At 67.2% G+C, this 12,155-nt stretch carries 14 protein-coding genes; 11 read left to right on the forward strand and 3 right to left on the reverse strand.

Annotation, left to right across the window (positions count from 1 at the left end; genetic code table 11):
• Positions 1-242 precede the first annotated feature (242 nt).
• The 5 genes from U1H82_RS15260 to U1H82_RS15280 are packed head-to-tail and all read left to right on the forward strand — an operon-like array spanning position 243 to position 4,150.
• Complete coding sequence (locus tag U1H82_RS15260; RefSeq protein WP_322965786.1) at positions 243-1,517, forward strand: glutamate-5-semialdehyde dehydrogenase; 1,275 nt, start codon at positions 243-245, stop codon at positions 1,515-1,517.
• Positions 1,514-2,113 carry a nicotinate-nucleotide adenylyltransferase gene (locus U1H82_RS15265; protein ID WP_322965787.1) on the forward strand — a complete coding sequence of 200 codons (600 nt, stop codon included), beginning with the start codon at positions 1,514-1,516 and terminating at the stop codon, positions 2,111-2,113. Before U1H82_RS15260 ends, U1H82_RS15265 begins: the two co-directional genes overlap by 4 nt.
• A gap of 12 nt (positions 2,114-2,125) precedes the next feature.
• Entirely contained in the window at positions 2,126-2,530 is a 405-nt protein-coding gene (gene rsfS / locus U1H82_RS15270; RefSeq protein WP_267434198.1) for a ribosome silencing factor, read from the forward strand.
• Positions 2,531-2,547: 17 nt separating this feature from the next.
• Positions 2,548-2,970: a 23S rRNA (pseudouridine(1915)-N(3))-methyltransferase RlmH gene (locus tag U1H82_RS15275; protein WP_322965788.1), complete on the forward strand. Its 423-nt coding sequence runs from the start codon at positions 2,548-2,550 to the stop codon at positions 2,968-2,970.
• A 4-nt stretch (positions 2,971-2,974) separates the two neighbouring features.
• On the forward strand, positions 2,975-4,150 hold the full coding sequence (locus tag U1H82_RS15280) for a murein hydrolase activator EnvC family protein (protein WP_322965789.1): 1,176 nt from the start codon (positions 2,975-2,977) through the stop codon (positions 4,148-4,150).
• A gap of 262 nt (positions 4,151-4,412) precedes the next feature.
• On the opposite strand, the gene U1H82_RS15285 is transcribed toward U1H82_RS15280, so the two are convergent.
• Positions 4,413-5,207, reverse strand: coding sequence for a hypothetical protein (locus U1H82_RS15285; protein ID WP_322965790.1), 795 nt, complete (start codon positions 5,205-5,207; stop codon positions 4,413-4,415).
• 251 nt (positions 5,208-5,458) lie between these two features.
• On the opposite strand from U1H82_RS15285, the gene U1H82_RS15290 reads away from it, so the two are divergent.
• From U1H82_RS15290 to U1H82_RS15305, 4 genes are read left to right on the forward strand one after another with little or no spacing between them, the layout of a single operon-like run.
• Positions 5,459-6,808, forward strand: a complete 1,350-nt coding sequence (locus U1H82_RS15290; protein ID WP_322965791.1) for a S41 family peptidase — start codon at positions 5,459-5,461, stop codon at positions 6,806-6,808.
• Between the two features lie 2 nt (positions 6,809-6,810).
• The gene (locus U1H82_RS15295; protein ID WP_322965792.1) at positions 6,811-7,305 is read left to right on the forward strand and encodes a disulfide bond formation protein B; all 495 of its coding nucleotides are present in this window, start codon (positions 6,811-6,813) and stop codon (positions 7,303-7,305) included.
• Entirely contained in the window at positions 7,302-7,844 is a 543-nt protein-coding gene (locus U1H82_RS15300) for a demethoxyubiquinone hydroxylase family protein (protein ID WP_322965793.1), read from the forward strand. The genes U1H82_RS15295 and U1H82_RS15300 overlap by 4 nt, the downstream gene beginning before the upstream one ends.
• Before the next feature lie 26 nt (positions 7,845-7,870).
• Positions 7,871-8,332: a hypothetical protein gene (locus U1H82_RS15305; RefSeq protein ID WP_375339542.1), complete on the forward strand. Its 462-nt coding sequence runs from the start codon at positions 7,871-7,873 to the stop codon at positions 8,330-8,332.
• Between the two features lie 34 nt (positions 8,333-8,366).
• Here the strand turns inward: U1H82_RS15305 and U1H82_RS15310 are convergent, their stop codons facing one another.
• Positions 8,367-9,434, reverse strand: coding sequence for a Glu/Leu/Phe/Val family dehydrogenase (locus U1H82_RS15310; protein ID WP_322965795.1), 1,068 nt, complete (start codon positions 9,432-9,434; stop codon positions 8,367-8,369).
• A gap of 130 nt (positions 9,435-9,564) precedes the next feature.
• Between U1H82_RS15310 and U1H82_RS15315 the strand changes: the two genes are divergently transcribed.
• Positions 9,565-10,035 (forward strand): Lrp/AsnC family transcriptional regulator, encoded by a 471-nt coding sequence (locus tag U1H82_RS15315; RefSeq protein ID WP_322965796.1) that lies wholly within the window; start codon positions 9,565-9,567, stop codon positions 10,033-10,035.
• 98 nt (positions 10,036-10,133) lie between these two features.
• Positions 10,134-11,549 (forward strand): hypothetical protein, encoded by a 1,416-nt coding sequence (locus U1H82_RS15320; RefSeq protein ID WP_322965797.1) that lies wholly within the window; start codon positions 10,134-10,136, stop codon positions 11,547-11,549.
• Here U1H82_RS15320 and U1H82_RS15325 read toward each other — a convergent pair.
• On the reverse strand, positions 11,504-12,139 hold the full coding sequence (locus tag U1H82_RS15325; protein ID WP_322965798.1) for a DedA family protein: 636 nt from the start codon (positions 12,137-12,139) through the stop codon (positions 11,504-11,506). The two genes, U1H82_RS15320 and U1H82_RS15325, sit on opposite strands and share 46 nt — an antisense overlap.
• Between the last annotated feature and the right edge of the window lie 16 nt (positions 12,140-12,155).

Here is a 12,155-nt window from a genome sequence, read left to right on the forward strand (position 1 = left end):
ATGAACAAATGGAGAGGGGCTGCGGTGGAAGCAGCGGGAAATGCCCCTCCACCACGCCCTGCGGGCGCGGTCCCCCTCCCCAAGCACAGCTTGGGGAGGATTTGAGCGGTCCATTCCTTCCCAAGCTGTGCTTGGGGAGGGGGACCATGCGCAACATGGTGGAGGGGCAAGGTCCCGCCCTTTCCACCGACCAAGATTTCCGATGCTTGGGGCTCACGCCCGACCATGATACCGCCCCCGCCATGGCCGACCATCACGACATTCCCGCCCTGATCGCCGACATGGGGCAGCGCGCCCGCAGCGCCGCCGTCACGCTGGCGCAGATGCCGACCGAGGCCAAGGCCAAAGCCCTACGCGCCGCCGCCGAGGCGATCCGTCAGGTGACCCCGGCCATTCTGGCGGCCAATGCGCAGGATGTCGCGGCGGGCGCGGCAAATGGCTTGTCCCTGGCGATGCTCGACCGGCTGAAGCTGGACGAGGCGCGGATCGACGGCATCGTCTCCGGCGTCGAGGCGGTGGCGAGCCTTCCCGATCCGGTGGGCGAGCGAATCGACGAGCGCACCCGGCCCAACGGCCTGAACCTGTCGCGCATCCGCGTGCCGGTGGGGGTGATCGGCATCGTCTATGAAAGCCGTCCCAACGTCACGGTCGACGCCGCCGCGCTCTGCGCCATGGCGGGCAATGCCGCGATCCTGCGCGGCGGTTCGGAGGCGGTGCACAGCAACCGTGCGCTGCACGCCGCCTTCGTTCAGGGCTGGACGGCGGCGGGCGGTCCTGCGGATGCGGTGCAGCTGGTGCCGACCACCGACCGGGCGGCGGTGGGCGCGATGCTGGCCGCCAATGGGCTGATCGACCTGCTGATCCCACGCGGCGGCAAGAGCCTGGTCGCGCGGGTCCAGGCCGAGGCGAAGGTGCCCGTGCTCGCGCATCTCGACGGGATCAATCACGTCTATGTCGACGGCTCGGCGGATCACGCCATGGCGACCCGGATCGTGCGCGATGCCAAGATGCGCCGCACCGGCATTTGCGGCGCGATGGAGACGCTGTTGATCGACCGCGCCTATTGCCATGCCGCCGAACTGATCGCCGCGCTGGTCGCGGCGGGCTGCACGGTGCGCGGTGACGATGCGGTGCGGCAGATCGTGCCGGGGCTGGAGGCTGCGACGGCGGAGGATTGGGACACCGAATATCTCGATGCGATCGCCAGCGTCGCGCTGGTCGACGGGGTCGAGGGGGCGATGGCGCATATCGCGGCGCATGGCTCCCACCATACCGATGCGATCGTGGCACGCGACGAAGCGGTCGCGGAGCGCTTCCTGGCCCAGGTCGACAGCGCCATCGTCCTGTGGAACGCCTCGACCCAGTTCGCGGACGGCGGCGAGTTCGGCCTGGGCGCGGAAATCGGCATCGCCACCGGGCGGCTGCATGCACGCGGGCCGGTCGCGCTGGAAGGGCTGACCACCTATAAATGGATCGGGCGCGGGACCGGGCAAATTCGCGCCGAAAATCAGGGATGAAGATCGGTCTGCTCGGCGGGTCGTTCAACCCGGCGCATCGCGGGCATCGCCGCATCACGCTCGACGCGATGCGGGCGCTGGATCTGGACGAAGTCTGGTGGCTGGTGTCGCCCGGCAATCCGTTGAAGGACGGCGCCAGCGACATGGCGCCCTTTGCCGCGCGGCTGGCTTCGGCCGAGCGCATGGCCCGCCGCGCGCCGATCCGGGCGAGCGCGATCGAGCAGGAGCTGCACACCCGCTATACGCTCGACACCGTCCGGGCGATCACCCGGCGCTACCCCGGCCACCGCTTCATCTGGTTGATGGGCGAGGATAATTTGCAGCAATTTCACCGCTGGCGCGGATGGCGATCGATTGCCCGCGCGATCCCGATTGCGGTTATCGACCGTCCGGGGTACAATGCCGTCGCTCACGCGACACCCGCGCTGGGCTGGTTCAGGCGTTTCCAGAGGCGTCCGGACCAGGCGAAGACCTGGACGATGTGGAGTTTGCCGGCCTTCGTGCTGTTGCGCTTCCGCCCCGACCCGACTTCCGCCACGGGCCTTCGGGCCCGCGATCCGGACTGGTTTCGGCATATGGGCCGGAACGTCCCCTGAACAGGAGCTCACTTGGCCACTTCCCCCCAATCGCCGCGTCCGTCCGATCCTGCCGAGGTGGAGGCGCTGCATCGCCTGATCCTCGCGTCGCTGGATGACGACCAGGCGGTGGAGACGATTTCGATCCCGCTGGCGGGCAAGTCGTCGATCGCAGATTTCATGGTGATCGCCAGTGGTCGTTCGACCCGGCAGGTCGCGTCGATGGCGATGAAGCTCGCCGAGAAGATCAAGGCCGAGTTCGGCCGTTCGGTCCGGATCGAAGGGCTGCCGACCGCCGACTGGGTGCTGATCGACGCCAATGACGTCATCGTTCACCTGTTCCGTCCCGAGGTCCGCAGCTTCTACAATCTGGAGCGCATGTGGGCATTCGGCGATGCGCCGACTCCGCCTGCAAGTCCCGCCGACCGCCAACTCTGACGCTTTAGAGCCCGCCCGTGCTGCTGCATATCGTCGCGCGCGGGCGGATCGGCCGTTCGCCGGAGGCCGAGCTGGTCGACCGCTATATCAAGCGGATCGGCTGGCCGACCAAGATCACCGAACTGCCCGACACCGGCGGCAAACTCCCGCCGCTGGAGGGGCAGACGCGCCTCGTTCTGATGGACGAGAAGGGCGAGAATCTGCCTTCGATGGATTTCGCGCGTCGGCTGGAGCGCTGGCGCGACGATGGCGTGCGCGAGTGCCGCTTCATGATCGGCGCCGCGGACGGGTTCGAGGATGCCGAGCGGGCGCGGGCCGACCTGCTCATCTCCTATGGCCGGGCGACCTGGCCGCACATGATGGCGCGCGCGATGCTGGCCGAACAGCTGTTCCGGGCGACCAGCATCCTGGCCAACCACCCCTATCACCGCGAGGGATAGGCGCGTGGCCGCAGGGCATTGGGCGGTGCGGCGTTGGGCGGTGGCGCTGGCGGGCCTGGCCCTGCTCGGCGCGACCGACATCGCCGCCGACCAGCGGCGCCTGACCGATGCGCGGGCCGGAGCCGCCGCCGCCCAGGCCCGCGCGCAACTGCTGGAGAAACAGGCGGGTGCCGAGCGCGATGCCGCCGCCGCGGCCCAGGCCAAAGAGCGCGCCATGGCGGCTCGCGTCGCGGCGGCCGAGGCGGAGGTGACGGCGGCGCGCGCACGGGTCGATCTGGTCGCCGGGCTGCTGGCGCGGCAACAGGCCCGGCTGGCCAAGGCGCAGGCGCCGCTCGCCCATTTGCTGGCGGCGATGCAGAGCATGGCGGCGCGCCCCCCGATCGCCGCGGTGGCGCAGCCGGGCTCGATCGCCGACCTCGCCCATGTCCGGGCGGTCTTCGGCACGGTCGCCCCCGTTATCGCCGAGCGATCGGCGGCGGCACGGGCCGAACTGGCCGCGACGCGGCGGGCGCAGGCGCAGATGACGCTGGCCACCCGCACGCTCACCGAGACCACCGCCAAATTGGAAGCCGAACGCCAGGCACTGGCGAAGCTGGAAGCCGGCCATCGCGGCCGTGCCGACGCGCTGGGCCAGGTGGCGATCGACGAATCCAACCGCGCGCTGGCGCTGGGCGAGGCGGCGCGCGACATCGTTGACCGCATGGCCGAACGTGGCGAAGCGCGGGCCACGGCGGGGGACCTGATCGCGCTGCCCGGCCCCGTCTCGCGTCCGCTCGGCCCCGGCGTCATGGGGCCGGTGATCGCGCCGGGCACCTATCGCCTGCCCGTGCGCGGGCGGGTCGCGAGTGGCTTTGGCGAGATTTCGGACTCCGGCGTGCGGGCGCGCGGCATCACCCTGTCGACCGTCCCTTATGCGCCCGTCGTCGCGCCCGCCGGGGGCGAAGTGCGCTATGCGGGCGCGTTTCGCGGCTATGGCGGGATCGTCATCGTCAATCACGGCGCAGGCTGGACCAGCCTGGTCACCGGGCTGGGCGGCATCGCGGTGAAACCCGGCCAGCACGTCGCGGCGGGGGCGGTGCTCGGCGGGGCGGGGCGGGGGCAGAATGGCGTCGAGCCGCGCGTGACGGTGGAATTGCGGCGCGACGGGCGACCGATGGATATTGCCGCGATCTTGGGGTGAGGGCAGGGTAGCTGCGCTTCGACCGTTCCCAATACGGCGAGCTTCATGAGCGATGGAATGCGATCGCTTACATGGCGCGATTTTCCCCGTTTCTCCGCCGGCAAGCGGCAATTTCGGGACGTGTCAATCGGGACATGTTTTGGGCAAGGTGAACGGTCTAGCGGCCGTCAGACCGATCAGAACGGCCCGGTTCCCATCAATGGTTTCCAATCGAGAAGGCACCGGTTGTGTCGAGTGCCGTTCATAACTCGACAAGATCGAGTTAGGTGACGTTCGTTGAAAGGTTGGACCGCAGCAGCCTAAGCCCGTCCAAAACCTTGTCGGCGAACGCCAGTTGATCCGCACGCAGGAAGCGACGGCTTAACTCCGCACCGCCGATGGCACGATTAACGAGCGCGTTATAGTCGGTTGAAGATACGCCTCCCTCGGCGCGCTTCGCATTGTCTGCCAGATGCATCGACATCTGGAGGTGCATCCTCATTACAGGGGCCATGCCTTCGGTCGTCTTGGTCCAAGCGTCCTTCACTGCCTGAGGTGCGCTGCTGGGCGGGAAGACCAACGTGTTTGCCTTACCGACCATCGTAATCCCGTCGCCATCGACATCCTGCGCCATCGTTCGGGGCAGAAGAAGGTTGAGCGCACCCTCCCTGGTCAGCGACGCCATATCGATCGGATCGGCAAGCGAGTTGGTCGTCTGCAATACCTGAAGCTGGTTCGCGTCAAGCGAGCGCACAAAGGCGATCGGATCGGCGAAGCCGCCGCTGCTTTCGGCCTTGCGGACAATGTCGAGATAGGTTGTCCTGGCTGCATCGACCCGGTTCATATAATCGTCGCTAGCACCATCGGCACGACGTTGACGCGACCAGGCATCGAAATTCGTCTCGATCGCGGCGTAGCTGATCCCGCTGCTTCCCGAAGGAGTGACGGTATCCGTCTTGACGATCTCGCTCGCGGCAGGTGCGGCAATCAGATTCGCGAATGGTTGAGTCTGTGCAACGCCGCGTCTCTGCTGAAACATGTACGGCGACACGCCGGCACCAACCCCTGAAATCTGCATCCCATACCCCTGTTCATGTTTGCCAGCATGAATAGGGTCGTTATGGTTAAAGCGACCCTATCAGCGGTCGGATCTGAAGGCGCAGATTCTCTTTTCTCGATCATTTTCGGACATGGTGCATCGTAAGCCGTGGCCGTTCCTGATTTCCGCCACCCTGCCCCCCGCTCAGCCTCCGTTCAGCACGGTTGCGCTTTGATTGCGTCCGGCTTCCCGCTACACAGGCGGATCGCTTATCTGGTCCAGGACCCTCGATGCCCCGTTCGTTTGCGAAGCGTCCGCTTCTGACTGCTACTGCCCTTGTCGGCGCGCTGGCCATGGTGCCGATCACGACCTCCGCGATGGCGGCGGTGGACAGTTCGACCGTTCGCCAGTTCGATCGGTTCCTCGACGTCTATAACCGGATCAAGGCCGATTATGTCGACAAGGTCGATGACCAGACGCTGATCAAGGGCGCGATCCAGGGGATGCTGGCGGCGCTCGACCCGCATAGCAGCTATGTCGATGCGCTCGACTTCGATAACCTCAAAATCCAGACCGAGGGCAATTATGGCGGCCTGGGCCTGACCGTCTCGATGGAGGACGGCGCGATCAAGGTCATCGCGCCGCAGGAGGATACCCCGGCGGGCCGCGCGGGCGTGAAGTCGGGCGATTACATCACCCATATCGACGGCAAGCTGATCTATGGCCAGTCGCTGGACGAGGCGATCGGCCAGATGCGCGGCAAACCCGGCACCAAGATCCGCTTGACCATCGTCCGCCCCGGTCGCGACAAACCGATTGAGCTGACCCTGACCCGCGAGGTCATCGTCCAGCGCCCGGTGAAGTGGGAGGTGCGCGGCGATGTCGGCTATATCAACATCAACACCTTCTCCGAAAATACCGGCGCCGACACGCGCGCGGCGATCATGGCGATCGACAAGGCGCTGGGCCACCGGCCGCTGGGCTATGTCGTCGATCTGCGCGACAATGGCGGCGGGTTGCTGACCCAGGCGATCGCGGTTTCGGACGCGTTCCTCGATCACGGCGAGATCGTGTCGCAGCGCGGCCGCGAAAAGTCGGATATCGAGCGTTATTATGCCAAGCCGGGCGACGACGCGCACGGCCTGCCGGTGATCGTGCTGACCAACTCGGGCACGGCGTCTGCGTCGGAGATCGTCGCGGGCGCGCTCCAGGATCACCACCGCGCGCTCATCATGGGCGAGCGCAGCTTCGGCAAGGGCTCAGTCCAGACGCTGTTGCCGCTGGGGCCGGAGACGGCGCTCCGCCTGACCACCGCGCGCTATTACACCCCCTCGGGCCGGTCGGTGCAGGAGGGCGGGATCGAGCCCGACATCAAGGTGCCCGAAATCTCCGATCCCGACTACAAGACGCGCCCCGTCTTCCGCGAGGCCGATCTGCGCCGCCACCTGATCAACGAGGTGAAGGCCGATAACGCGATCCTGGAAGAGGATACCAAGACCGATCCGCGCTTCGCGATGACGCCCGAGCAGCTGAAGAAGCAGGGGATCGAGGACTTCCAGCTTTATTACGCGCTGAAGACCATCGCGCGGCTGGGCGGGCCTGCGCAGGTTGCCGCCGCCACCAAGCCGCCGGTGAAGTGACGATGGCGACCCCGCGCACCCGCAGCGAGCGGCTGGCCAACATCATCGCCTTCGCGCTGCCCGCCGCGCTGCTGGCGGGGGCTTGGGGCAGCCAGCTGATCGGCGGGCTCTATCCGTGCGAGATGTGCCATTGGCAGCGCTGGCCGCATTATGCCGCGCTGCTGCCCGCCTTTCTCGCCTTCTTCGTGCCCCAGCGCAGCATCCGGGGATCGCTTGTCGTGCTGGCGGCGTTGTTGATCGCGGTGTCGGGAGCGATCGGTGTCGCCCATGCCGGGGTCGAATATGGCTGGTGGCAGGGCTTCACCGCCTGCACCTCGACGGTGGATTTCACGGGCGGGACCGCCGCCGACCGGCTGAACGCGATTCTGAAGGCGCCGGTCATCCGTTGCGACGTGGCGCAATGGACCCTGGGCGGGATTTCGCTCGCCGGGTTCAACGCGATCTTCTCGCTCGGTGGTGCGGCGGCGATCCTGTTGTTGATGAGGAAGGCGCGATGAGCCAGCTTCGCTGGATGCCGGGCGACCGGCGGGAATCGATGAAGGCGATGGTCCGGGTGGATCAGGCCGGGGAATATGGCGCGACGCGCATCTATGCCGGGCAGTTGGCGGTGCTGGGCGACCGGCATCCTTTCGCGCGCGCGATCCATCACATGGCCGAACAGGAAGAACGCCACCGCGCCTTTTTCGACCGGATGATCGCGGAACGGCGGGTGCGCCCGACCCTGTTCCAGCCCTTCTGGGACAAGGCGGGCTTCGCGCTGGGGGCGATCACCGCCGCGATCAGCCCCAAGGCGGCGATGGCGTGCACGGCGGCGGTCGAGACCGAGATCGACAAACACTATCAGGAACAGCTCGACCAATTGGGCGACAGCGATCCCGAATTGTCGGAGGCGATCGCCGATTTCCAGGCCGAGGAACTGGAGCATCGCGACCATGCGCTGGGCGCGGGGGCGGAGGAGGCGATCGCCTATCCGGTGCTTTATGGATTGATCCGGGCAGGCTGCAAGGTCGCGATCGGCGCGGCCAAGCGGATCTGACCCGGATGAGCGGGAGAGAGAGGATGATGAACCGCCCCTGGGCCGCCGCCGCGCTGGCCGCCTTCGTTTTTGCGGGCCCGGTGATGGCGCAACAGGTCGCCGCCCCCGGCGCGATCAAGCCCAAGCCGGTCGAAGCACCGGGCGAGGTGTCGCGCAACGCGCCGGTCAATGGCGTGCTGACCCTGTTCGGCAACGAACGCTGCCCGACCGACAATCAGGGCAACGAGATCGTCGTCTGCGTTCGCCGCGGCGCGGAGGAACAGTTTCGCGTGCCCAAGGAACTGCGCGAGCTTCAGGTGACGCCCGAGAATGAAAGCTGGGCGGCACGCGCGACGGGGACGCTGAACGAAGGCACGGGCGTCAACAGCATCGGCAGTTGCTCGGCGGTGGGGGCAGGGGGCGCGACCGGCTGCTTCGCGCAGCGCGTGCGCGAAAACCGTGCCGCCAATGCCCAGCGCCGCCGCGACGAGGAACCGCGTAATCCATAACCCCTGATCCTCCCCATGTCGGGGAGGATGACGCTTACGCCGCCACCGCCTGGACACGCGGGACCTGGGCGATCCGTTCCAGCGCCACGGCGCGGGCGGCTTCGTCCGGGGTGATGCCGTTCTGCTCGGCGAGCGCCAGCACATCCGCCATCTTCTGGCCGACGTTGAGCACCCGGCGGCGAACCTCCGCTGTGCGCCAGCCGAGATATTCGCCCGCGACGTTGATGATCCCACCCGCATTGACCAGGAAATCGGGGGCATAGAGCACGTCACGTTCGGCCAGCCGCACCGCCACGGCGTCGCTCGCCAACTGGTTGTTGGCCGCGCCGCACACCACGGGCGCCCGAAGCTGCGCGACCATGTCGTCGTCCAGCACGCCGCCCAGCGCACAGGGGGCCAGCACATCGGCGCGGGCCGACAGCAGTGCCCGGCTGCTCATCACCATCGCGCCGAACCGGTCGGCGGCGCGCGCCGCGACCTCGCTGCGCGGCTCGGCGACGATCAGCCTGGCGCCCTGTTCATGAAGGAGTTCGCACAGCGCATAGCCGACATGCCCGAGCCCCTGCACCGCGACCGTCACGTCGGAAAGCTCCGCACCCAGCCGATGGCGGACCGCTACCCGCATCGCCTGAAGCACGCCGAGTGCCGTCCAGGGCGAGGGATCGCCACCCGGCTTCTGGCCCGATAGGGGCAGCCCCGCGACATGGCGGGTGCGGGTGGCAACCTCCGCCATGTCGGCGACGCTGGTCCCCACATCCTCGGCGGTGACATAGCGGCCCTTCAATTCGGCGACCTGACGGCCAAAGGCGCGGAACAGCGCGGCGCGATCGAACGACCCCTGGGGCAGGCGGATCACCGCCTTGCCGCCGCCAAAGGGCAGATCGGCGAGCGCATTCTTCAGCGCCATGCCCTCGGCCAGCCGCAGCGCATCGACCGTCGCGGCGCGGTCATCGGCATAATGCCATAACCGACATCCCCCGGCGGCCGGGCCGAGCGTGGTCGAATGCAGCACGATGACGCCGCTCGCCCCGCTATCCTTGTCCTGAAAGGTCACCACCTCTTCGGGCGGCAGGCTTTGGCGGTCATGGGCTTGGCGAAGCATCGGTCATATCCCTGGAAGCGATTTCTGCCGATGGAATAGCCCAGGATGCGCGGCGAATCTGATCGGATTTGATAGGCGATTTACGAATATCCGGTTAGATTGACCGTTAAAGGACGCATTCGGGGTAAATATGTCGTATGAACTCGATATCTGGGAACGCCGTATCCTCGCCTTGCTGCAAGAGGATGCCAGCCTGTCCACCGCCGCTATCGCCGAGGCGGTCGGACTGTCGGCCTCGCCCTGCTGGCGGCGGATCGACCGGCTGGAGCGGGACGGGATCATCAAGCGCCGGGTGGCGCTGGTCGACCGGGCCAAGGTGGGGCTGAAGGCGCAGATCTTCGCCCAGGTGAAGCTCAACGCCCATGGCCGCGCCAATCTGGACGAATTCACCGCCGCGATCCGCGAGGTGCCCGAGGTGATGGAATGCCATGTCCTGATGGGCTCGGTCGACTTCATGCTGCGCATCGTCGCGGCCGATATCGAATCCTATGAGCGGTTGTTCTTCGAGCGGCTGTCCAACCTGCCGGGGGTGCAGGAAATCAACTCGACCGTGGCCCTGTCGGAGATCAAGTCGACCACCTCGCTGCCGATCACGGCCTAATAAAATTCCTCCCCTGTAAGGGGAGGAATTTGGTGGTCGCGCTTGTCGCTAACGTCCCGGATCGCTAGCGCCACCGCGACGAACCAAGGGGTGATCCGATGACATGGCGGCAGGGCTTGGGCGGCATTCGGATTGGGCTGTTCCTCCTGGTCTGGTTCTCCTGTGCCTGGTTCGGATCATGGGAGTTCAATCCCAACAACGCCACCCGCCTGTTCGCCGCGATCCGCATGGTCGAGAATGGCACCGCGACCATCGACCCTTTCGCGCCGCTGACCATCGACAAGGCGCAGTTCGGGACGCACGCCTATCTCGACAAGGCGCCGGGCATGACCTTGATGGCGCTGCCCGCCGTCGCGCTGACCGATCTCGTCAGCGGAGACCGGGCCGAGCGTCATGTCCTGTCTTCGGTCGATCCGGGCTTCGTCGATTATCTGAAGCTGCGCACGCGGGTCGCGGCCGCCGCCGGATCGGCGCTGCTGACCGCGATCGCGGCGGTGGTGTTGTTCGATCTGGCGCTCGGGCTGACCGGCCGCGCGGGGGCGGCGCTGTTCGCAGCGCTGGGCTATGCGCTGGGCACGCCGATCTGGGGCTATTCCACCACGCTGCTGGGCCATGCGAGTGTCGCCGCCTTGTTCGTCATCGCGCTGGCGGCAGTCGCGCGTGGCGGAGCCCGGTGGCTGGCGGTGGCAGGGCTGGCGCTCGGCGGGGCGGTGGTCGTGGAGTATCAGGCGGTGCTGGCCGGATCGGTCATCGGGCTCTGGGTGGTGTGGCGGCATCGCGCCGAACCCAGGGCGCTGCTGCCTTTTCTTGCGGCCGGGCTGGTCGGCCTCATGCCGCTATTCGCCTATAATCTCTTTGCCTTCGGGACGCCGTTCCGCATCGGCTATTCGGGGGTCGTCGGGTTCGAGGGGATGGATCAGGGGCTGTTCGGCCTGACCTTTCCCCGGATCGCGAGCTTGCGCGAAATCCTGATCGGGCCGATGCGGGGGATCGTCTGGGTCGCACCGATCCTGATCCTTGGGCCGATCGGCTTGTGGCGGTTGGCAGAGGAGCGGGCGACGCGCGGGCTGGCACTGACCGCCGGCGGGGTCGCGGTCGTCGCGCTGCTGGTCAATGCCGCCTATGTCTATTGGGATGGCGGCAATGCGACCGGGCCGCGCCATGCCATGCCACTGGCCGGGGTGACCGCGCTGGGGTTGGCCCCGCTCTGGGCGATGGCGCGGCCGCTTTGGCAGCGCGTCCTGTTGGGCGCGGTACTGACGGGGTCGGTCGCGATCAACCTGACCATCGCCTCGGCCGAAATCTTCGCACCGCCGACCTTCCGCTGGGCCTGGTGGCAGGCGGTGATCCAGCAGCGTTTCGCGAGGGGCGATCTGCGCACCATCCCCTCCGACTGGTGGGGATGGACGACGTGGAACGGCCTGTATCTGTGGGCGACGGTGGCGATCCCGCTCGCCCTGTGGTTGATTCAGCGCGCCTCGCGTTTCAGCCCGCGCACGCGGTGCCAGACGTAGAGGCCGATCAGCACGATCAGCACGACCCCGATCGCCAGGTCGGCGCGGTGGAAGAACGCCTTCACGCGGGGATCGGAATCCCACTTCTCGCCTAGCTCGCGCCCGACGATCGCCAGCACCAGGCAGAAGGGCCAGCTGCCGATAAAGGTATAGAGGTGGAAGGGGACGAGCTTCATCCGTGCGACCCCCGCCGGAAAGGCGATGAAGGTGCGGATGACGGGCAGCAGCCGCCCGATCAGCACCGCGATCGGGCCATAGCGTTCGAAGAACCGGTCGGCGGCGTCCAGCTCCCCCGGCCCGATCAGCAGATATTTGCCCCAGCGCTCCGCCACCGGGCGTCCGCCGCGCTTGCCGATCTCATAGGCGACGATCGAGCCCAGATTGCACCCCAGCGCCCCCGCCGTCGCGGCGAGGTAGAGGTTGAAATGCCCGGTCGAGACCAGATAGCCCGCAAACGGCATGATGATCTCGGACGGCAGCGGGATGCACGCGCTCTCGATCGCCATCAGCAGCATGATGCCCAGATAGCCACCGGTGGAAATGACCCAGATGGCGAAGCTCGCCAGCGCGGAAAGAATATGCTCGACCATGGGGCCAGCGACTTGC

The organism is Sphingomonas fuzhouensis, assembly GCF_034659795.1.
GTDB classification, from domain to species: domain Bacteria; phylum Pseudomonadota; class Alphaproteobacteria; order Sphingomonadales; family Sphingomonadaceae; genus Sphingomonas; species Sphingomonas fuzhouensis.

Coding starts and splice junctions, on each gene's coding strand:
- U1H82_RS15290 (WP_322965791.1), top strand. CDS start 5,459: ATGCCCCGTTCGTTTGCGAAGCGTCCGCTTCTGACTGCTACTGCCCTT.
- U1H82_RS15310 (WP_322965795.1), bottom strand. CDS start 9,434: ATGCTTCGCCAAGCCCATGACCGCCAAAGCCTGCCGCCCGAAGAGGTG.
- U1H82_RS15305 (WP_375339542.1), top strand. CDS start 7,871: ATGAACCGCCCCTGGGCCGCCGCCGCGCTGGCCGCCTTCGTTTTTGCG.
- U1H82_RS15315 (WP_322965796.1), top strand. CDS start 9,565: ATGTCGTATGAACTCGATATCTGGGAACGCCGTATCCTCGCCTTGCTG.
- U1H82_RS15325 (WP_322965798.1), bottom strand. CDS start 12,139: ATGGTCGAGCATATTCTTTCCGCGCTGGCGAGCTTCGCCATCTGGGTC.
- U1H82_RS15265 (WP_322965787.1), top strand. CDS start 1,514: ATGAAGATCGGTCTGCTCGGCGGGTCGTTCAACCCGGCGCATCGCGGG.
- U1H82_RS15300 (WP_322965793.1), top strand. CDS start 7,302: ATGAGCCAGCTTCGCTGGATGCCGGGCGACCGGCGGGAATCGATGAAG.
- U1H82_RS15260 (WP_322965786.1), top strand. CDS start 243: ATGGCCGACCATCACGACATTCCCGCCCTGATCGCCGACATGGGGCAG.
- U1H82_RS15295 (WP_322965792.1), top strand. CDS start 6,811: ATGGCGACCCCGCGCACCCGCAGCGAGCGGCTGGCCAACATCATCGCC.
- U1H82_RS15285 (WP_322965790.1), bottom strand. CDS start 5,207: ATGCAGATTTCAGGGGTTGGTGCCGGCGTGTCGCCGTACATGTTTCAG.
- U1H82_RS15320 (WP_322965797.1), top strand. CDS start 10,134: ATGACATGGCGGCAGGGCTTGGGCGGCATTCGGATTGGGCTGTTCCTC.